This window comes from Bacteroides sp. D55t1_190419_B8 (assembly GCF_015558905.1).
Classification (GTDB): Bacteria; Bacteroidota; Bacteroidia; order Bacteroidales; family Bacteroidaceae; genus Bacteroides; species Bacteroides vicugnae.
This window is the reverse complement of sequence record NZ_JADMOU010000026.1, coordinates 64,800-83,229: the sequence shown is the minus strand read 5'-3', so window position 1 is coordinate 83,229 and position 18,430 is coordinate 64,800. Positions and strand designations below refer to the sequence as shown.

The following is an 18,430-nucleotide window of genomic DNA, read 5'->3' as shown; positions in this document are numbered from 1 at the left end:
AATTATTAATCAAAAATACAACTCAATGTGGGCTACAATACCTTTGTGGGTATTATAGCCGTACAATGAGTGCTTACATTTTATTGGTGACCAAGATTTTTTAAGTTAATAATGTCATAGAGTACTTTTAATACTTTACACAAAAGTGAGATGGAACATGTAGGTCCCTAACTTCATGCTACACACATGAAGTCCCTACATTTTGTGGTCAGGAAATATACGGCGGTGTATTCCTGATCAACGCCCTCATGTCGGTGTAAATCCGATGTGATTTCTATTATATCAACTGTCTGTGAAGATCGTTGATATTTGAAATGATATTATCACTAGATAATATACAACTCAAAACGGGAGATAGCACTTTTGTTGTCTTCCGTTTTTATATTGAATACTTCTTCATAATAAATATTGGTACTTTATTGGGAGCTTACAAATACTCTTATCTTTATTTGCTGTTTTGGACATTTTAGCGTACCTTGCACACCTATTTTAAAGAATATTTTTTTAACAGGAGAATAACAGGTATGGATAATCATGTTGTAATAATGGCTGGTGGCATAGGGAGCCGCTTCTGGCCGATGAGCACTCCGGAATGTCCTAAACAATTTATTGATGTAATGGGATGTGGCCGGTCGCTGATTCAGTTGACGGCAGATCGTTTCGACGGTGTTTGCCCTAAAGAAAATATGTGGGTCGTAACTTCTGAAAAATACATTGATATTGTTCGGGAGCAGTTGCCGGAAATTCCGGAAAGTAATATTTTGGCGGAGCCTTGTGCGCGCAATACTGCACCCTGCATTGCTTTTGCTTGCTGGAAGATCAAGAAAAAACATCCGAATGCTAACATTGTAGTAACTCCTTCGGATGCATTAGTCATTGATACGGGAGAATTCCGTAGAGTGATGGAGAAAGCCCTTCGTTTCACAGATGATGGCAGCGCCATTGTAACGATAGGTATCCGGCCAACTCGTCCGGAAACCGGATACGGATATATTGCTGCTGCTGATCAGCTCCAGACAGATAAAGAGATTTACACTGTAGATGCATTTAAGGAAAAACCGGATAAAGAGACTGCCGAAAAGTATCTGGCAGAAGGCAATTTCTTCTGGAATGCGGGAATCTTTGTGTGGAACGTGCGTACTATTACTTCCGTGCTGCGTGTATATGCTCCGGGCATCGCACAAATTTTCGATCGCATTTTCCCCGATTTCTATACAGAGAAAGAAAATGAAACGATCAAGAAGTTATTCCCTACTTGCGAAAGCATTTCTATCGACTATGCAGTGATGGAGAAAGCACAGGAGATTTATGTACTTCCCGCTTCTTTTGGCTGGTCAGATCTGGGTACATGGGGAGCACTTCGCGGTTTGCTTCCACAGGATAAGTCTGGAAATGCAACCGTAGGAACCGATATCCGTTTGTATGAAAGTAAAAATTGTATTGTGCATGCCAGCGAAGAAAAACGAGTAGTCATTCAAGGCTTGGATGGATATATCATTGCAGAGAAAGATAACACATTATTGATCTGCAAGCTGGAAGAAGAGCAAAGAATTAAGGAATTCTCGAAATAAAATTTATTTCGAGAATTGATATTCATGTGGTGTCATTCCTGTCATTCGCTTAAAGAACTTCGAGAAAAAAGAAGGATTAGGGAAGTTCAATTCATCAGAAATTTGATAAACAAGCAGATTGCTATGTTTTAGCAATACTTTAGCTTCTAATATAATGGACTGGTTTATCCAGTCCATTACTGTTTGTTGACTGGTTTGGCGGATGATAGTGTTAAGATAGCGGGGAGTGAGACATAGCTTATCCGCATAAAAACTAACATTACGTTCTCTCTTGCTATAAGCATTGACTAAAGAAATGAAACGCTGGAAAATCTCTTCCTGATGTGTCTGGCAGCTCTGTTCTTTTTGATTGCTGTTTTTGACAAGATATTCTATATTGCACAGAATACTGATCAGTAGATATTGAATAGCTTCCCGTCGGAATGTCGGTTCTTGTAATATATTCCATATTAAAGCAAAGTAACTCTTAAACAAGTCGTACTCATGTGAGGTCAGAGATAATATGAGGTTTTTCTGTAACTGTGAAAGATGAGTGAAGAAATTGTCTTTTCCGGCTATAGAAAGAAATTCTGCGTCCATGGCTACCATCTGCATATCAAAATCCGGAGAGACTTCTATAATCTGAAGAATGGAATTCGGAACAATTAATAGTAGCTTGTCCCGCTGAAAGGTTTCTTCTATCAGGTTGATTAAAACGCGTGCATATCCCTGTTTGATGACTGCGATGCGTCCTTCTTTGATACGATAAGGCTGGCCCAGTATGATAAGATTGGATTCTAATTGGGCGAAGCTATTTACGAATCCAAAATGCGGAGATATGTAACGGAATTCGTTATGTCGGACGACATCCGGATTTTCTAAGATTTCGAGACCTATATTCAATGGTATTTTCTTTTCCATCTCTATCTGTTTTTTCCGTCAAAGATAATAAAAATCAGCAAATAGCCTTTTATTCTTTCTCTTTATCGAACTATTGGGATATTTTTACTAACTATCGGAATGTGAATGTATCTTTGAAATCTCTATCTTTGTCTTTTGAAGAAATTAAAGAAATGATGTGTATGAAAAGAATGTTTTTCAGTTTCTCCTTTTTATTGTTTGTATCGGGAATAAATGCGCAGATAACGTTGGAAGAATGTCAACGGAAGACGCAGGAAAATTATCCGTTGGTACATCAGTATGGTCTGGTGGAGAAAACAAAGGAATATAATCTTGAGAATGCGGCAAAAGGATATTTGCCACAGTTTGCCCTTTCGGCTAAAGCTTCTTATCAGAGTGAGGTAACAGAAATTCCGGTGAAGCTCCCCGGAGTGGATTTGAAAGGACTGCCGAAAGATCAGTATCAGGTGATGTTGGAGTTACAACAGAAAATCTGGGATGGCGGAGGAATCCGGATGCAGAAGAAACAAACGACTGCGGAAGCGGAGATAGAGAAAGAAAAGCTGAATGTGGATATGTATGCGCTGAATAGTCGTGTAAATGACCTTTATTTTGGAATTCTTTTGTTGGATGAGCAGTTGAAACAGAATGCATTGTTGCAAGATGAACTGGAGAGAAATTATCGCCAGATTGCTGCCTACGTAGAAAATGGCATTGCCAATCAGGCCGATTTGGATGCTGTGAAAGTGGAACAGCTGAACACAAAGCAGAAAAGAGTAGAACTGGTTTCATCGCGTATGGCATATTTGAAGATGCTTTCACTTCTGGTAGGAGAGAAGTTGCCACAGGAAACGGTTTTGGAGAAACCTGTTCCTCAAGATGAGGTTTCGGCTGTCAGTGAGATTCGTCGTCCGGAATTGTCTTTGTTTAATGCGCAAGGAGTAGGATTACAAGTACAGGAGAAAGCTTTGAATGTGCGTCATCTTCCACAGTTCGGATTGTTTGTGCAGGGAGCCTATGGAAACCCCGGACTGAATATGCTGAAAAATGAATTTTCTCCTTACTATATTGCGGGTGTTCGCCTTTCATGGAGTTTCGGTAGTTTGTACACCTTGAAGAATGACCGGAAGGTAATTGAAAATAAACGCCGGCAATTGGATAATAACCGGGATGTATTTCTTTTTAATACAAGATTGGAGATGACACAACAGGATCAGGCCATCCAATCATTGGAAAAGCAAATGCAGGATGATGATGAGATTATCCGTTTGCGTACCAATATTCGCAAATCGGCAGAAGCTAAAGTGGCGAATGGAACATTGACGGTGACCGAGATGCTTCGGGAATTGACCAATGAGAGTTTGGCACGTCAGTCGAAAGCGCTGCATGAAATTCAACGGTTAATGGGAATTTATCAATTGAAATATACTATGAATGATTAATATAACTTCTTTAGATATGGAACGAATGACAAAGATAGGAATGGTTGGAGTGGCATTGATAATGTTGGCTGCTTGTGGTAAGGGAATACCCAGCTATGATGCAACCGGCACGTTTGAAGCCACAGAAGTGATAGTCTCTGCCGAAGCTGCCGGAAAGTTGTTGCGACTGGAGGTAGAAGAGGGGACAAGACTGAAAGCAGGTGAGGAGATTGGACTGGTGGATACGGTACAATTGTATTTGAAAAAACTACAACTGGAAGCCAGTATGAAATCAGTGGAAAGCCAACGTCCGGATCTTGCTAAACAGATAGCTGCTACCAAACAGCAAATAGCAACGGCTGAACGTGAAAAGAAACGCGTGGAAAATCTGCTTGCTGCAGGAGCGGCGAATCAGAAACAGCTGGACGATTGGGATGCACAAGTCAAATTGCTTGAAAGGCAGCTTGTCGCACAGGAATCATCATTGCAGAATAGTACAAATAGCCTGATAGAACAAGGAAATTCGGTTGCCATACAGGTTGCACAGATGGAGGATCAGTTAGCTAAATGTCATGTCCAGTCGCCTATCGAAGGTACAGTATTGGCAAAATATGCAGAAGCCGGTGAATTGGCGGCGATAGGCAAACCTTTGTTTAAAGTGGCTGAAGTGGATCGCATGTATTTGAGGGCTTACATTACCTCCGAACAGTTGTCGCAAGTGAAATTGGGAGATGAGGTAACTGTGTATGCTGATTATGGAAACTCGGAGCAGAAAGCTTATCCGGGGGTAGTGACATGGATTTCCGACCGTTCGGAGTTCACTCCCAAAACGATTTTGACGAAAAATGAACGTGCTAATCTGGTATATGCAGTGAAAATTGCCGTGAAGAATGACGGAGCATTGAAGATTGGTATGTACGGAGGAGTGACATTGAAAAATTAATGATTAAAAATTAAACGCAAGGAGATGGAAAAGGGAGAACCCATAGTGGTTGTGAAAGAAGTCGGCAAGAACTATGGAAAGGTGGAGGCGCTGAAAGAAGTTTCTTTCGTTGTGGAACGGGGAGAAATCTTTGGCCTGATAGGGCCTGACGGTGCCGGTAAGAGTACCTTATTCCGTATTCTGACTACTTTGTTGCTGGCGGATAAAGGAACGGCCATGGTTACCGGACTGGATGTGGTAGCGGATTATAAACAGATTCGTACGAAAGTGGGATATATGCCCGGTCGTTTTTCACTTTACCAGGATCTTTCGGTAGAAGAGAATCTGGAGTTTTTTGCTACCGTGTTCCATACGACAGTTCAAGAGAATTATGATTTAATTAAAGATATCTATCAACAGATAGAACCGTTCAGGAAAAGAAGGGCAGGAGCTTTGTCGGGTGGTATGAAGCAGAAACTGGCATTGAGCTGCGCTTTGATTCATAAACCGGATATTTTATTTCTGGATGAACCCACTACCGGAGTGGATCCTGTGTCACGTAAGGAATTCTGGCAAATGCTCCGAAATTTACGTGAACAGGGTATTACCATTGTCGTTTCTACTCCCATTATGGATGAGGCTCGGCAATGTGACCGGATTGCTTTCATCAATCATGGACAGATTCATGGCATTGATACCCCGGAACGTATTCTTCATCAATTTGCGTCTATCCTTTGCCCTCCTTCTTTGGAGCGGGAGGAAGTGAAGCATGAAGTAGCTCCGGTCATTGAGGTGGAACAGTTGACAAAGTGTTTTGGAGATTTTACTGCAGTAGATCATATCTCCTTTCAGGTGAACCGGGGCGAGATATTTGGCTTTCTGGGTGCTAATGGAGCAGGAAAGACGACAGCTATGCGTATGCTTTGCGGATTAAGTAAACCGACATCAGGCATCGGAAAGGTGGCAGGATATGACATTTACCGGGAGGCCGAACAAGTAAAGAAAAATATCGGCTATATGAGCCAAAAGTTTTCGCTATATGAAGATCTGAAAGTGTGGGAGAATATCCGTCTGTTTGCCGGAATTTATGGCATGAAGGAACAGGAGATAGAACGGAAGACAGAAGAATTGTTGGATCGTTTGGAGCTTACAGCCGAACGGGATACTCTGGTGAAGAGCCTTCCGGTGGGATGGAAACAGAAATTGGCTTTTTCAGTATCAATATTCCATGAACCGAGAATCGTTTTTCTGGATGAGCCGACCGGCGGAGTAGACCCTGCTACGAGAAGGCAGTTCTGGGAATTGATCTATCAGGCAGCCGATCAGGGTATTACCGTGTTTGTCACTACCCATTATATGGATGAAGCGGAATATTGCAACCGGATATCTATCATGGTGGACGGTCAGATAAAAGCACTTGATACACCTGCCCGTCTGAAACAACAATTCGGTGCGGAAACGATGGATGACGTTTTTCAGAAATTAGCCCGCGGTGCGGTGCGCAAAGCAGATTGATTATGAGACAGTTTATAGCTTTTATAAAGAAAGAGTTTTATCATATTTTCCGTGACCGGCGAACCATGCTGATTTTGTTGGGGATGCCTGTCGTGCAAATTATTCTATTCGGTTTTGCTATCAGCACGGAAGTGAAGAATGTTCGGTTGGCGGTGCTCGATCCTTCTAATGATGTGGTAACGCGAAAAATAATTGATCGTTTGGATGCCAGTGAGTATTTCACCGTTACTGCACGTTTTCATTCGCCCCAGGAAATGGAAGCTGCTTTCCTAAAGAATGAAGTTGATATGGCGATTGTCTTTAGCGAACGGTTTGCGGATGATCTCTATACGGGTGATGCTCGTGTACAGCTGATAGTAGATGCAACAGATCCCAATATGTCGACTTCGCAAGTTAATTATGCGACAGGAATCGTTTCTATGGTAGGCCAGGAGATGATTCCCCCGAATATGTCGGCTGCCCGCCTGACTCCTGATATCAAATTGCTCTACAACCCGCAGATGAAGAGTGCTTATAACTTTGTTCCGGGAGTGATGGGCTTGATCCTGATGCTGATTTGCGCCATGATGACCTCGATTTCCATTGTTCGTGAGAAAGAAACAGGCACGATGGAAGTATTATTGGTTTCACCTGTGAAGCCGCTATTTATTATTTTGGCAAAGGCTGTACCTTATTTTGTGCTGTCGTTCGTCAATCTGATAACGATTCTTTTGCTTTCGGTCTTTGTGTTGGATGTTCCGGTGGTAGGAAGTTTGTTCTGGTTAATCACGGTATCTTTGCTGTTTATCTTCGTATCCTTGGCATTGGGCTTATTGATTTCATCAGTCACACGTACACAGGTTGCGGCCATGCTGGTTTCCGGATTGATGCTGATGATGCCCACAATGCTTTTATCGGGCATGATTTTCCCTATAGAGAGTATGCCGGTGATACTTCAATGGATCTCGGATATACTTCCGGCACGTTGGTATATACAGGCTGTGCGTAAACTGATGATTGAAGGAGTACCAGTTGCATTGGTGTATAAAGAGATTGGTATCTTGTTATTGATGGCGACGGTACTTATCACGATCAGTATCAAGAAATTTAAGTATAGATTGGAATAATAGGTCGATATGCCAATTGGCTGCATGAATACTATACAGTGTGCTAATGGGCAGATTGATAAATGGAAGAATTATTTATGATAAAGTTCCTGATAGAAAAAGAGTTTAAACAATTGCTTCGCAATTCGTTTCTTCCGAAATTGATTCTTGTATTTCCATGCATGATTATGCTGTTGATGCCTTGGGCGGTAAACCTGGAAATCAAGAATATACAGCTGAATATTGTGGATAATGACCATTCGGCTATTTCACAACGTTTAGTCAATAAGATTGCCGCCTCTACCTATTTCCGTCTGGTGGAAGTGCCGGCTTCGTATGAAGAAGGCCTACGGAATATTGAAATTGGAACGGCGGATATTGTGATGGAAATTCCGCGGCATCTGGAACGGGATTGGATGAATGGAGAAGATACCCACATACTGATAGCAGCCAATGCTGTGAATGGGACAAAAGGAGGGCTGGGGAGTTCTTATCTATCTTCTATTATTAATGATTATGCAGCCGAGCTGCGTTCGGAATATCCTACAACTGCTACAGTCTCCGGTGCTTTCCCTTCGATAGGCATTGATACACAGGGGTTGTTTAATCCGAATCTGAACTATAAACTCTATATGATTCCGGCATTGATGGTCATGTTATTAACTTTGATTTGTGGTTTCTTGCCTGCATTGAATATAGTTAGCGAGAAGGAAGTAGGAACGATTGAGCAAATCAATGTGACGCCGGTTCCGAAGTTTATCTTTATTTTGGCAAAGCTCCTGCCTTACTGGTTGATTGGTTTTGTGGTGCTGACTGTATGTTTCATATTAGTCTGGTTAATTTATGGCATAGTGCCGGTCGGTCATTTTCTATTGATTTACTTTTTCGCAGTTCTTTTCGTTCTGGTAATGTCCGGTTTCGGACTTGTTATTTCCAACTACTCGGCAACGATGCAACAGTCTACGTTTGTTATGTGGTTCTGTTTGTTGGTTGTAATTTTGATGAGTGGTTTGTTTACTCCCATTAGCAGTATGCCGGAATGGGCTCAACTAATTACCAGGCTCAATCCTTTGAGGTATTTTATGGAAGTGATGCGAATGGTGTATTTAAAGGGGAGTGGTTTCTTTGATTTACTGCCACAGTTTGGAGTATTGTTGTTTTTTGCAGTAGTGTTTAATAGTTGGGCAGTGATTAGTTATCGGAAGAATAACTAAGGATAGTAAGGTGGTATTGCCAGCAAAGACAATATAAAAACAGTTTGGTATACATTATTTGAAATATTGTACATAAAATTTGAGTAGTATATTGATTTCTCGTTATAACTTTTCCAACATAAAGGTTGTCTATATGTATCCTGAATTATCGGAGAATTAGGTTGGGTAAATATCCATTCCCCCCCCATACTACTTGTATTAGGGGACGGCTTGCTCGGTTCTTCAGCCCATTTCATAACCCGTTATAAGCAGCTTTAGCCTTTTTCTATGTAACCGTTCTCATACACATTACATCTTGGTTTGTACCAGTGAGATCTCTTAAACAACTCGGATTATCTATGAACTTTTGATTATCACCGCCACATAAGTATTCTATTTTTTTTCGTGTAGCGGGGCTGTTCAATGCATTCTCCAACCTTGTGAGCCATTTTAAATTTTCTGGTCAGTTGTTACATCAGTTAGTATCAAACGTGAGTTCGATATAACTTAAAATAACACAAGCTGCCTATCCTTGATAAAATCACATCAATGGCAGGCTTCTTATCAAAAAAACAGTAGGCAGCAATAGCTGAAAGGGCATTGGCTATAAAGTTGTTGAATGAACGGTGTCTAGAATGTTCAATCTGTGCAATATTTTTCAATTCGTCATTAACAGTCTCAATCAATGCACGTTTCCTCAATAAAATTTTGTCCGCCACACTCATCAATGAATTCTTCACTTTGGTAAGCAACTGAATACCGTTCAAGAACAGGTTTTCAAACAGTGCCTGACCAATATATCCTTTGTCCGCACAAAGCTTTCCTTTGATGTTCTTCAGGAAATTCCCTTGTTTCAACGGTTCCCTGTCATCCACGTTTGCAGGGGTGAACATAAAATTCAGGATTTCTCCCTTGTCATTGATTATCAGATGGAGCTTGAACCCAAAGGACCATCCCATGGAGCACTTCCCACGGGTAGCCAACCCTTCAAAAGTCTTGTGTATCAGTATCCGTTGGTTACGGCATCCACGAAGCGGGGTGGAATCCACGAAGCTGATACCGGTACATGTACCCAATAGCACTTGCTTGATGAAGATGATCAACGGCAACAGGACTTCTTTTTCCAATTCCACAAAACGGTTGTACAATACACGGTGGGGGAAAAGATGTGTCAAATGCTTGCACATATATTCCTTGTAATAATGTTCAAAACATCTAAATCCTCCCGAATGGAACAAGATAAGGATAACCATTATTTCTGCATCATTCATTTGGTTAGGTTTATTCCGATGCGTGCGAGTCGTATCTTCGACCATATATTTTTTCTGTTGCAACGTAAATTCCTTGCAAAAATCATCCGCCATACAATAAATCTCTGTAACTTTAGCCTCTGAGAACATAATGGTAATCGTTTAAATCTTATAATTGTGTACTATAAATTAAATATTTTACTACTATATTGCTGATAATCAGGTGGATAATTTTAATGTTATATCGAACCCACGTTAATTTAGTTTACGATTATGGAAAAACAAGAAGGAATTAGTACCTTTATTGGTCAACATGCTGATGAAGTCAACAAGGGAATGTTTCGCGAAAAGTTCGAGAATACTTTGTTTGACCCGAACCCCAAGGACGTAAATGACAAACTGGTGTTTATTATTCGTCCTATGCCATCTTTGAAGAATCCGAATAAATCGTTAGTTGGTAAGAATTTCTATGCATTTACTGACAACCTTGGAACATTTTTGTTCGATTCTCGTACAACATTCAATCGTCCGGCTGAAAATCACTACGAGTTTTGCGAAGTATTCGATGTTTGGTGGAAACTTCGTAACTCGAAAGACCCAGCAGTACAGAACAAAACACAACTTCTTCGTATGCAACGTGCAAACTATGCTTACGTGCAAATCATTGCTTATCCATCAGACCCGACAATGAACGGAAAGATGCTGCCTATGTATATACCTCTTGAATTAGTAAGGCTGTTTAATTCTATGGCACGTCCATCTGAACAAGAAGTAGCACTTGGAGCTAAACCAGTGCAGGCATTCGATTTATACGGTGGTAAAGAAATTAAGTGCACAGTTATCGGTAAGATTGTTGGCACAATTTTAAAGCGTGAATGGAAAGTCGAAGCACAAGGAGAACCGAAAGAAGCTCTGTTTCCGCTTGGAGTCAACGGTGCAATGACACAGATTTCCAAACTGAAACAAGAAGATGTTTTGAAGTACTTTGAAGAAGCGCAAAATGTTGATCTGGAAACGCAGTATGGCTATCATGAACCAGTTTTGGACGTGAAACGTCGCATGAAGAACTATCTGGCACGGGTCATAGCTGATGCTCCTGGAATAAGAGAATATGTTGCAGGATTATTTCCAGAAGTAACTGCAGCTGCAGCAATTGGCCAAAATGCATAGGGTGGTGCTACGATATTTGCCCCTGGTGCACAACCTGCTGGAATAATACAGCAGCCAGTAGCTCAGCCATTACCGCAAGGACAGCCGCAGACAATTATAGCTGGCAATCCGATAAAACCTATGGCTGGTCAGGCACAACAACCTACTAGTGGACAAGCACCTGAAGTGCCAGATACTCCAGTATTATCGTAAAGAATACAATTTTGTGAAGTTTTGAATGATAACCTTTTTGAACCGACCAGTACATGATTAAGTCGTTGGCTGATCGTTTTTTTTATAGGTGATATTTTATATCATAATTCACTAGTGTCCACTAAGAGAAATTAAGTTTTAATTGAGTGTCATTTTGATAGTCTCCACTTTTCTTCGTCAGTCTAAACAGGTCGGCAAGATCTGTTCTGTCAACGAGAGATATGGTCAATATTCTTAACATATCATAAGTGTCCATATTCAGGTGCAAATCATGCTCGACAGTTGCCACTAGGCAGTAAGCAATGATTGCGCAATAGATTTGTATCTTGACAGCATTCTCCGATGTACCATAAAACTCTTTGATTCGAAGATGCTGCTTCAGCCATTTGTAAAATAGCTCTACCCGCCACCTATATTTATAAAGGAGTGCTACATATTCTGGTACAATCTCCATATTATTTGTATAGAAAACAAAGGTTCTGTTGCCTTCTTTATCATAATAAACCACCCGCCTGATAGGACTAGGATATTGTTTCTTCGGATTGATGCCTTCAAAAAGTATGATTTGGTCAGCCATTACTCCTGTTCCAGGTTTATTATAGTTGCGGTCGTGATCAACGGTAAATTTCATCTTCCGTTTTTCCCGAACAACAAAGAAACTCTCTTTCTGGTGAATGGAATAAAGCTGCTCCGTATCCATATAGGCACGATCAAAAATATAATAGGCATCTGGTTCATAAGGAATCTTATCCATAACCTTGGAATCATGCACATTAGCATCCGTTATAATATTGAAAGCAGGTATATCTGTTTTTACGTCCAAAAGAGTGTGTAACTTAACACCTCCTTTGCCATGATGTAACTTTGACCACCAAAATGTGCTAAGGCATAAGAAGATCGTTGAGGAATCAAATGCATATACGTTACCATCAAGAAAAAAGTCATGCTTGTCTATGCGTTTGGTCCGTGCAATGGAAATCATGAGGTTTGCCATATCTTCAAAAATTCGCAATTCCCTTATTTCATTCGCTTTGGAAAGATTACTGCGCGTTACACTATCACCAAATCCCAAATGATGGAACTTATTCTGGTGGGCGTTCAGAGTTGAGACTAAATCCCGCAAACTTTCTCTATTTGATAACTGGCCAAATATCATGACTAACAAATGGTTCCAACAGGTGAATGACTTTACATACTTATTACCTTTGTATTTCTTGACAAACCAATCAAATTGATTTTTGAGGAGATAGGAACAGAGCTGAGTGAAAACATACTGGCCTTTGAACATCTTGTGACTTTTTGCTATAAGCTGCAAATTTAGTCATTTCAAGAGTGCAGAGTAAAATTATGGTCATAAGCATTTATAGATCTGTATGTTATGTCAATTGTTGATGAATTTTAGTGGACAGTAGTGATCATAATTATAAAGATGAGGGTTGTATTACTACTGTGATGGCTAAACCTAATTGTCGGTATTCTAAGATTACTACTGGTGCGATTTTATCGCACCAGTAGTAATGCAGTAAATATAATTATTGTTATAATTATTGAACAACCTTTGTTTTTTGTTTGATTTATTGTATATATTGTTAATTTTGTTGTTACTAATAATACAAGAAACTAATAACAAAAAATAATACTGCATGGGAACCTTTGAAAACGCTTTGAAAAGAGAATTGGGGAAAAATACGGGTAAGGCTATTTCCAATTTTGTATTTGGAGATGCACATTCAACCCCTTATAGGAGAACCTCTTCTAGAAAATCAAGTCCATCGGCTGAAATGTATGTGCCGAGAAAAACAGCAAGGCAACTTAAGGATGAACATTTAGCATTGATGCTTGAAAAGGAAAGAGATGTAGCTTATGAAGAATTGTTACGAAAACAGCGATTGGAAGAAGAACATCAACGCGAAATATTTAAATTGGAACAAGAGGCGGAGAGAAACAGGATAGAAACAGAAAATTTGAATCAGTTAAGTCGTGAGATTGAATCTGCTCTAAATCTTGATGTGGCAGACTTTCCTGATACAAAGTCTTTTTTTAATAATATATCGGCAAAGTTGACTGTCAGAAATTGGAATAACCTTTCTTTTTTTAATTCTTTATTGAGTAATGATACAAAAAAGGATAAGGAACGAAAGAAAATGGAGAATCAGTTATATGATATTTATTTATCCAAATTTCAGATAACGTTAGGAGAGTCTGTACAAGTATTAACAAATGTCGATATTGATGTTTATTCAAAGCTTTTATTACAATTCTGTAAGAAAAGAAAAGCTTCACCACAAGTCCAGCTTATTGATACTTTAGAAAAGCAGAAAATAGCTAATTTACAAGCAAATAATCAAGTTACAGAAGATTTGAATACCTCCTCAAACAAAGAGTTTGATGTCACTTATGGCGATGTTATTGAGAATATGAATTCTGATAATTTACCTGACAAAGATGCTATCTCAACAAATATCGTAAACTTGAACGAGGATAATATAATAGAAAATCGGCTAGCGGAAATTTGGAGGAAATATGTAGCTGTAATTGGTAATCAGGCAGAGAGAAGACCTATATTTGTAACTGATGCTATTAAAAATAGTCTATTATATATAGGGATAAATCCCAATTTTTATGAAGGAGATGATGATATATTACTTCATAGTGCAAATGGTAGATCCTTATTTTACGAGAATGTCTGTGGAGAACTTAATCCACCAGAATATTTTCGTGAATTGGAAGAATTTACGAGGGGAATAGCAGCTCATGCATCTTATTCACATTTGAATTTATTGTATGCTCGTGAAAATGATAGAAAGCATCTACTGTCATTAGATTCGAATTTTATAAGGGAACAACTTGAACTGACTTATGATTTGATTATAAAGATAAATCCTCCGATAGTTATCTTTTTCAGTGATTACTGTAAACATCTGATACTTGGAAAAGGTCGTTGGATTGATCCGGCTAGCTTCAATAAACGAGACGGATGTTATATTTTAAATGGAACCCAAATTCCGGTACTATTTACAGAAGATGTTACAACATTGAAAGAACCATCTTATTTACAGAATAAAATTAAAAACATATTATTATGAATTATTTAGAACAATTAGCAAGACTTTGGCAACGTATTCCGGAACAGCTACCTGTAAAAATTAAAGAAAGAGGATATATGGTTTCGGAAAATCATGGAAATAAGGATATTCTGATAACTGGTATGAACCCTTCTTTTCGGGAAGGAGCAGTATGCCAAAGTGGTACATTTTCTTTCGAGACTATACTGGTGGATGATAAAGGAGACTCTTATTGGTCTCCGGTAAAAAATATGCTGTTTTCTGATTCTATAGACTTGAGAAATAAAGCTGCATATTGGGACTTATTCTGTTTTAGAGAAACGGAACAGTCATTCTTGAGTAAAGAAATCCTCTCTCGTGACGGTGGAATATCTTTTATTGCAGAACAATTAAATATTACTCAACATGTTATTGAGGAGGTAATAACGCCTAAAGTAATTGTAGTAGCGAATAAAGAATCGGCAGCTTATTGGGGAAAATTATCAGACTTAGGATATATTTGGATGGGGTATGACTTAAAATATGTAGGAAATGTTTTTTGTGGAGAACTATATCGTATAGAGGGCTTACTAGGTTGTAAAGAAAGGATCTCTCCTGAAATAACAGATTCCAAATTGAAAGGTACTTTTGTGTTATTTACATCTTACATGAAATCTTTACCTAAGGAAAAAAGACCGACAGTAGATTTTCTCAATACACTGTTATCTTACTATTGTATTGAGGGTAAGTTGCAAGAATATTTGAATAAATAGCACAAGCTTTTTGTGCTAATCATTATTTAGTTATAGGGATTTATGGATGCAAAAAATATTTTAAGCCTTAAAAATAGAACAGGCGTAATTACTGTTTCTGATTTAGATATTATAAACTTTTGGAGATATTTTTTGCTCCATAATGACTTTCTTGCCGATGATATAAAAAAGACAAAGAATATTCACAAAAGGTTGTTTCTAGAGAAGGCTAAAGAACTATTTATAGAAAACAATCCTACAGAAGATTTAGAAAGTGGATTTACATATGATGACCCTTCTCTTTGGAAAATGATACAAGAATTTGAACATAGCAAAAAAGAATGGGTGATACCAAAAGAAGTTGATTCATTTGAGGATATTCCTTCTCTTTTGTTTGATGAGGATGAATATGGTGTATATTTTAAAATATATAATTTAAAACTGGATCATTCTATATTTTATTATATGTATGGTCAAGTAGACAAATGGATAGTAAAAGTACAAGAAGACCTTTCAATAGTAATAGATTTAATAAAAGTGTCTGAATACATTCCGGAAATATTGGAAATTATTCGAAAAAGTGGATCAGCCCCAAAGGCCCATTCTTGTTTGATCCAAAAATTTAATATTTCGTATAACACAGCTGATGTTATACTTGCAACTAAAGTGCATACGTTAGTTAGTACTCTTCCAGAAACATATATAGAAGAATCTGATTTTCTATCAAAAACGCTAGAGATTTTGGGAAAATTATACTTATTTGACCTGAAGATGAAATAATAAGCCATTATCTGTTTGAACAGACAGGGGTGGTAAACTTAAGGAATTCACCCTAATAGATATTACAAATCAATCATAAAGCTGAGTCATATTCTTCGCTATATTTCCTATTTGTTATTTTAACCATTGTGGAGACATCACTTGCAAATCACTGTCATGTGGTAACAACGTAAGCATTCAGCTACCCCCGCATTTTATCCCATAAATAATGTATACCAAACTGTTTCATCGGCTATATAAATAATAAAAGAGGTTGTGTCAAAATGTGACACAACCTCTTTTATTATTTATAATCACCGTCTCCGGTGAATAGTAAGTGGTTACTGCGTTACTTTATTTCGATTTGTCTATTTGGCTTCTTTACTTCTTCTTCAGAGAGTTTCGGAAGTTCGATGTTTAAAACACCATGTTCTACGGATGCAGCAATTTTTTCTTTGTCCACATTGTCCGGTAGAATCATTGTTTGCTGGAACTTAGAGTATGAGAATTCGCGACGCAGATAGCGACCGTCTTTCTTTTCCTCCTTGTTTTCAGTCTTCTTCTCCATGCTGATAACGAGGTTGTTGTCTTCATCAATGCGAACATTGAAATCATCCTTCGTCATACCAGGAGCAGCCAATTCCACTTTGTACTCTTTTTCTGTTTCCAAAACATTAATTGCAGGTGCAGTAGCATTTGCTTTTACCATCCAATCGTTATCAAAGAAATCATTAAAGATACTTGGTAACCAACTTTGAGTTCTTCTAACAGGCATCATAATTTTAGTCTCCTATCTTTAAGTTAAACATTCAATTAATAAATTTAGAACTTCGGTGTTTTCACTTCCGATGGTATCGGTTATCCCGCCTTCCATCGTCCGCTCTCGAACCGTTGTTCGCTTCTATAAATGCAAACCTTATGCCAAGAGATTTTAGAGACTAAAATTGTCTATTTGTCATTTTTATAATGTCATTTTTGCAATATAAATGACAAAATGTATCCTGTTTTTATTTATTTTATATAAGATAGATATTAATTTGATAACCTGTTTACTTCTTCTCGATCAGTTTGAACCTTATTCTTAGTGTTTGCCTTTCTTCGTCATAATCATAACTAATGATTTTGAAGGTACCCACTTCAGAAGTATGGGATACATGCAATCCGATGCAGGCGCAGGCATCATAATCTCCAATGCGGACAATGCGAAGAGTTTCGCTTGCATCGGCAGGTAGTTTACTTAAATCTACGATGTCTTTGGCCTGTTCATGAGTCATAAACTCAACAGTCACAGGTAGATTCTGACTGATTACCTCGTTCACTTTATCTTCAATAGACTGGATTTGTTCCGCTGTCGGACATGACGAAAGTATATAGTCACATTTACTCTTTTTCCTTTCGATGTGTGCATTGCGAGAACGTGGGCAGCCAAAGGTTTTCACCATGGTTGCATTGAGTAAATGCTCTGCTGTATGCATAGGAGGGTATTCCTGCTTGTTGTGATCGTTGAGTTGAATTTGTTGTTCCATAAATTATTTCAATAACTTTTTATTTTTAATATCTTCTAATATGCTCATTTGTTGAATTGCTATTTGATTTAATTTGATGAGTCTATCTTGAGGGGAAAGAGTAAACGCATTTAGTCCTGCTTCTTTTTTAAACCCCTCGAATTCGAGGGGTTTAAAATGGGGGTTGTACAATATCTCCCATAATCCTAAGTATTCAATGGTCATTCTATTACGTAGCCAGTTGGCAATAACAGCATTGGCATCTGTTTTCTGAACTGTAATCTTTGCCATATTCTGATTTTTCAGTAAAGGTAGAGTTATATTTGGGAATAAAGAAACGTATATCACTTTTTATTCAGGATATGTTAAACTCACTTCCATGCATCGGAGATATCTCGCTTATTCAATTATTATTTTCTCTCCCAAGAAATGAGGTTGTTTATCTATACCTAAATCTATAAACATTTTGACTCTTGCGAGTAATTCCCGGATGTTAGTTTTCAGTCCGGCATAAGCATTTACATTTTGGGCGTTGTACCCGATGGCGTCTATTCCATTTTTCTCTGCAAGATAGATTGTTCGTTCGTTATGGAAACGTTGGGAGATGATGGTCAGACGATTTTGTCCAAACACCTCTTTGGCACGTACAACAGAGTCGAGAGTCCGGAATCCGGCATAATCTAAATAAATGGATTTTTCAGGAATACCTTTTTGCATGAGTGCTTTCTTCATTTCTTCCGGTTCATTGTAATCCTCTTTACGGTTATCGCCGCTGATGAGGATATATTTAATTTTTCCGGCTTTATATAACTCTACTGTTGCAAGAATCCGATAATCGAAGTATAAATTGTTATTTCCACTTTTCAACTTGGGAGAAGTTCCGAGAAGTAATCCTACATTGTTAGAAGGGATGGTATTTACTTCCGTATATAGTTTGGAGACTGTGTGTTTCTTGATCGTCCTGTTACATACAACTATGCTGATTACACACAGGATAACAATTATTAGAGTGGTATAAAGCAGTTTGCGTTTCATGTTTCGGATAATAATTGTGACTTCACAAAAATACCATTCTTTTTTAGGAAATCAAGCATATAGACATAAAAAAAGGAGCAACGCCTTGCTCCAACCTTTGTTAACCTTAAATCTAATACTATGAAAAACACAGTGCA

Annotated in this window: 16 protein-coding genes and 1 pseudogene; 10 read left to right on the top strand and 7 right to left on the bottom strand. The window is 38.5% G+C overall.

Annotated features, from left to right (window positions below):
• The first annotated feature begins 524 nt into the window (after positions 1-524).
• Complete coding sequence (locus I2I13_RS18895; protein WP_148367492.1) at positions 525-1,571, top strand: mannose-1-phosphate guanylyltransferase; 1,047 nt, start codon at positions 525-527, stop codon at positions 1,569-1,571.
• Positions 1,572-1,574: 3 nt separating this feature from the next.
• Here I2I13_RS18895 and I2I13_RS18890 read toward each other — a convergent pair whose 3' ends face one another.
• The gene (locus tag I2I13_RS18890) at positions 1,575-2,471 is read right to left on the bottom strand and encodes a helix-turn-helix domain-containing protein (RefSeq protein WP_148367490.1); all 897 of its coding nucleotides are present in this window, start codon (positions 2,469-2,471) and stop codon (positions 1,575-1,577) included.
• A gap of 161 nt (positions 2,472-2,632) precedes the next feature.
• Between I2I13_RS18890 and I2I13_RS18885 the strand changes: the two genes are divergently transcribed.
• The 5 genes from I2I13_RS18885 (at position 2,633) to I2I13_RS18865 (ending at position 8,607) form a co-directional block, all read left to right on the top strand.
• A complete protein-coding gene (locus tag I2I13_RS18885; RefSeq protein WP_195650218.1) occupies positions 2,633-3,892 on the top strand; it encodes a TolC family protein in 1,260 nt (419 codons plus the stop codon).
• 16 nt (positions 3,893-3,908) lie between these two features.
• The gene (locus tag I2I13_RS18880; RefSeq protein WP_004303643.1) at positions 3,909-4,814 is read left to right on the top strand and encodes an HlyD family secretion protein; all 906 of its coding nucleotides are present in this window, start codon (positions 3,909-3,911) and stop codon (positions 4,812-4,814) included.
• A 24-nt stretch (positions 4,815-4,838) separates the two neighbouring features.
• Positions 4,839-6,308: an ATP-binding cassette domain-containing protein gene (locus tag I2I13_RS18875; RefSeq protein ID WP_074638398.1), complete on the top strand. Its 1,470-nt coding sequence runs from the start codon at positions 4,839-4,841 to the stop codon at positions 6,306-6,308.
• A 2-nt stretch (positions 6,309-6,310) separates the two neighbouring features.
• A complete protein-coding gene (locus I2I13_RS18870) occupies positions 6,311-7,414 on the top strand; it encodes an ABC transporter permease (RefSeq protein WP_004300010.1) in 1,104 nt (367 codons plus the stop codon).
• Positions 7,415-7,491: 77 nt separating this feature from the next.
• On the top strand, positions 7,492-8,607 hold the full coding sequence (locus I2I13_RS18865) for an ABC transporter permease (RefSeq protein WP_074638411.1): 1,116 nt from the start codon (positions 7,492-7,494) through the stop codon (positions 8,605-8,607).
• Positions 8,608-9,071: 464 nt separating this feature from the next.
• Here the strand turns inward: I2I13_RS18865 and I2I13_RS18860 are convergent, their stop codons facing one another.
• On the bottom strand, positions 9,072-9,986 hold the full coding sequence (locus I2I13_RS18860) for an IS982 family transposase (protein WP_195650217.1): 915 nt from the start codon (positions 9,984-9,986) through the stop codon (positions 9,072-9,074).
• A 123-nt stretch (positions 9,987-10,109) separates the two neighbouring features.
• Between I2I13_RS18860 and I2I13_RS18855 the strand changes: the two genes are divergently transcribed.
• Complete coding sequence (locus I2I13_RS18855; RefSeq protein ID WP_195650216.1) at positions 10,110-11,006, top strand: hypothetical protein; 897 nt, start codon at positions 10,110-10,112, stop codon at positions 11,004-11,006.
• Positions 11,007-11,319: 313 nt separating this feature from the next.
• Here the strand turns inward: I2I13_RS18855 and I2I13_RS18850 are convergent, their stop codons facing one another.
• Positions 11,320-12,486: an IS4 family transposase gene (locus I2I13_RS18850; protein WP_195650215.1), complete on the bottom strand. Its 1,167-nt coding sequence runs from the start codon at positions 12,484-12,486 to the stop codon at positions 11,320-11,322.
• 355 nt (positions 12,487-12,841) lie between these two features.
• On the opposite strand from I2I13_RS18850, the gene I2I13_RS18845 reads away from it, so the two are divergent.
• Genes I2I13_RS18845 through I2I13_RS18835 form a run of 3 tightly spaced genes read left to right on the top strand, consistent with a single transcriptional unit; the run spans position 12,842 to position 15,774 of the window.
• Positions 12,842-14,284, top strand: a complete 1,443-nt coding sequence (locus I2I13_RS18845; protein WP_195650219.1) for a hypothetical protein — start codon at positions 12,842-12,844, stop codon at positions 14,282-14,284.
• A complete protein-coding gene (locus I2I13_RS18840) occupies positions 14,281-15,015 on the top strand; it encodes a hypothetical protein (protein WP_195650214.1) in 735 nt (244 codons plus the stop codon). The genes I2I13_RS18845 and I2I13_RS18840 overlap by 4 nt, the downstream gene beginning before the upstream one ends.
• A gap of 42 nt (positions 15,016-15,057) precedes the next feature.
• Positions 15,058-15,774 (top strand): hypothetical protein, encoded by a 717-nt coding sequence (locus tag I2I13_RS18835; RefSeq protein ID WP_195650213.1) that lies wholly within the window; start codon positions 15,058-15,060, stop codon positions 15,772-15,774.
• Between the two features lie 328 nt (positions 15,775-16,102).
• Here the strand turns inward: I2I13_RS18835 and I2I13_RS18830 are convergent, their stop codons facing one another.
• The 4 genes and pseudogenes from I2I13_RS18830 to I2I13_RS18815 all read right to left on the bottom strand — a co-directional run bounded on the left by I2I13_RS18830 (position 16,103) and on the right by I2I13_RS18815 (position 18,293).
• A complete protein-coding gene (locus I2I13_RS18830) occupies positions 16,103-16,531 on the bottom strand; it encodes an Hsp20/alpha crystallin family protein (RefSeq protein WP_004300008.1) in 429 nt (142 codons plus the stop codon).
• A gap of 271 nt (positions 16,532-16,802) precedes the next feature.
• On the bottom strand, positions 16,803-17,279 hold the full coding sequence (locus I2I13_RS18825) for a hypothetical protein (protein ID WP_195650212.1): 477 nt from the start codon (positions 17,277-17,279) through the stop codon (positions 16,803-16,805).
• Positions 17,280-17,366: 87 nt separating this feature from the next.
• A pseudogene (locus I2I13_RS18820) lies at positions 17,367-17,549 on the bottom strand (KilA-N domain-containing protein); the annotation flags it as partial.
• A gap of 108 nt (positions 17,550-17,657) precedes the next feature.
• Positions 17,658-18,293 (bottom strand): vancomycin high temperature exclusion protein, encoded by a 636-nt coding sequence (locus I2I13_RS18815; protein WP_195650211.1) that lies wholly within the window; start codon positions 18,291-18,293, stop codon positions 17,658-17,660.
• Between the last annotated feature and the right edge of the window lie 137 nt (positions 18,294-18,430).

Excerpts from the sequence above, each read along its gene's own strand:
- I2I13_RS18840 (WP_195650214.1), top strand. The coding sequence starts at position 14,281 with ATGAATTATTTAGAACAATTAGCAAGACTTTGGCAACGTATTCCGGAA.
- I2I13_RS18835 (WP_195650213.1), top strand. The coding sequence starts at position 15,058 with ATGGATGCAAAAAATATTTTAAGCCTTAAAAATAGAACAGGCGTAATT.
- I2I13_RS18870 (WP_004300010.1), top strand. The coding sequence starts at position 6,311 with ATGAGACAGTTTATAGCTTTTATAAAGAAAGAGTTTTATCATATTTTC.
- I2I13_RS18830 (WP_004300008.1), bottom strand. The coding sequence starts at position 16,531 with ATGATGCCTGTTAGAAGAACTCAAAGTTGGTTACCAAGTATCTTTAAT.
- I2I13_RS18825 (WP_195650212.1), bottom strand. The coding sequence starts at position 17,279 with ATGGAACAACAAATTCAACTCAACGATCACAACAAGCAGGAATACCCT.
- I2I13_RS18885 (WP_195650218.1), top strand. The coding sequence starts at position 2,633 with ATGAAAAGAATGTTTTTCAGTTTCTCCTTTTTATTGTTTGTATCGGGA.
- I2I13_RS18850 (WP_195650215.1), bottom strand. The coding sequence starts at position 12,486 with ATGTTCAAAGGCCAGTATGTTTTCACTCAGCTCTGTTCCTATCTCCTC.
- I2I13_RS18890 (WP_148367490.1), bottom strand. The coding sequence starts at position 2,471 with ATGGAAAAGAAAATACCATTGAATATAGGTCTCGAAATCTTAGAAAAT.
- I2I13_RS18875 (WP_074638398.1), top strand. The coding sequence starts at position 4,839 with ATGGAAAAGGGAGAACCCATAGTGGTTGTGAAAGAAGTCGGCAAGAAC.
- I2I13_RS18845 (WP_195650219.1), top strand. The coding sequence starts at position 12,842 with ATGGGAACCTTTGAAAACGCTTTGAAAAGAGAATTGGGGAAAAATACG.
- I2I13_RS18815 (WP_195650211.1), bottom strand. The coding sequence starts at position 18,293 with ATGAAACGCAAACTGCTTTATACCACTCTAATAATTGTTATCCTGTGT.
- I2I13_RS18865 (WP_074638411.1), top strand. The coding sequence starts at position 7,492 with ATGATAAAGTTCCTGATAGAAAAAGAGTTTAAACAATTGCTTCGCAAT.
- I2I13_RS18880 (WP_004303643.1), top strand. The coding sequence starts at position 3,909 with ATGGAACGAATGACAAAGATAGGAATGGTTGGAGTGGCATTGATAATG.
- I2I13_RS18895 (WP_148367492.1), top strand. The coding sequence starts at position 525 with ATGGATAATCATGTTGTAATAATGGCTGGTGGCATAGGGAGCCGCTTC.
- I2I13_RS18860 (WP_195650217.1), bottom strand. The coding sequence starts at position 9,986 with ATGTTCTCAGAGGCTAAAGTTACAGAGATTTATTGTATGGCGGATGAT.
- I2I13_RS18855 (WP_195650216.1), top strand. The coding sequence starts at position 10,110 with ATGGAAAAACAAGAAGGAATTAGTACCTTTATTGGTCAACATGCTGAT.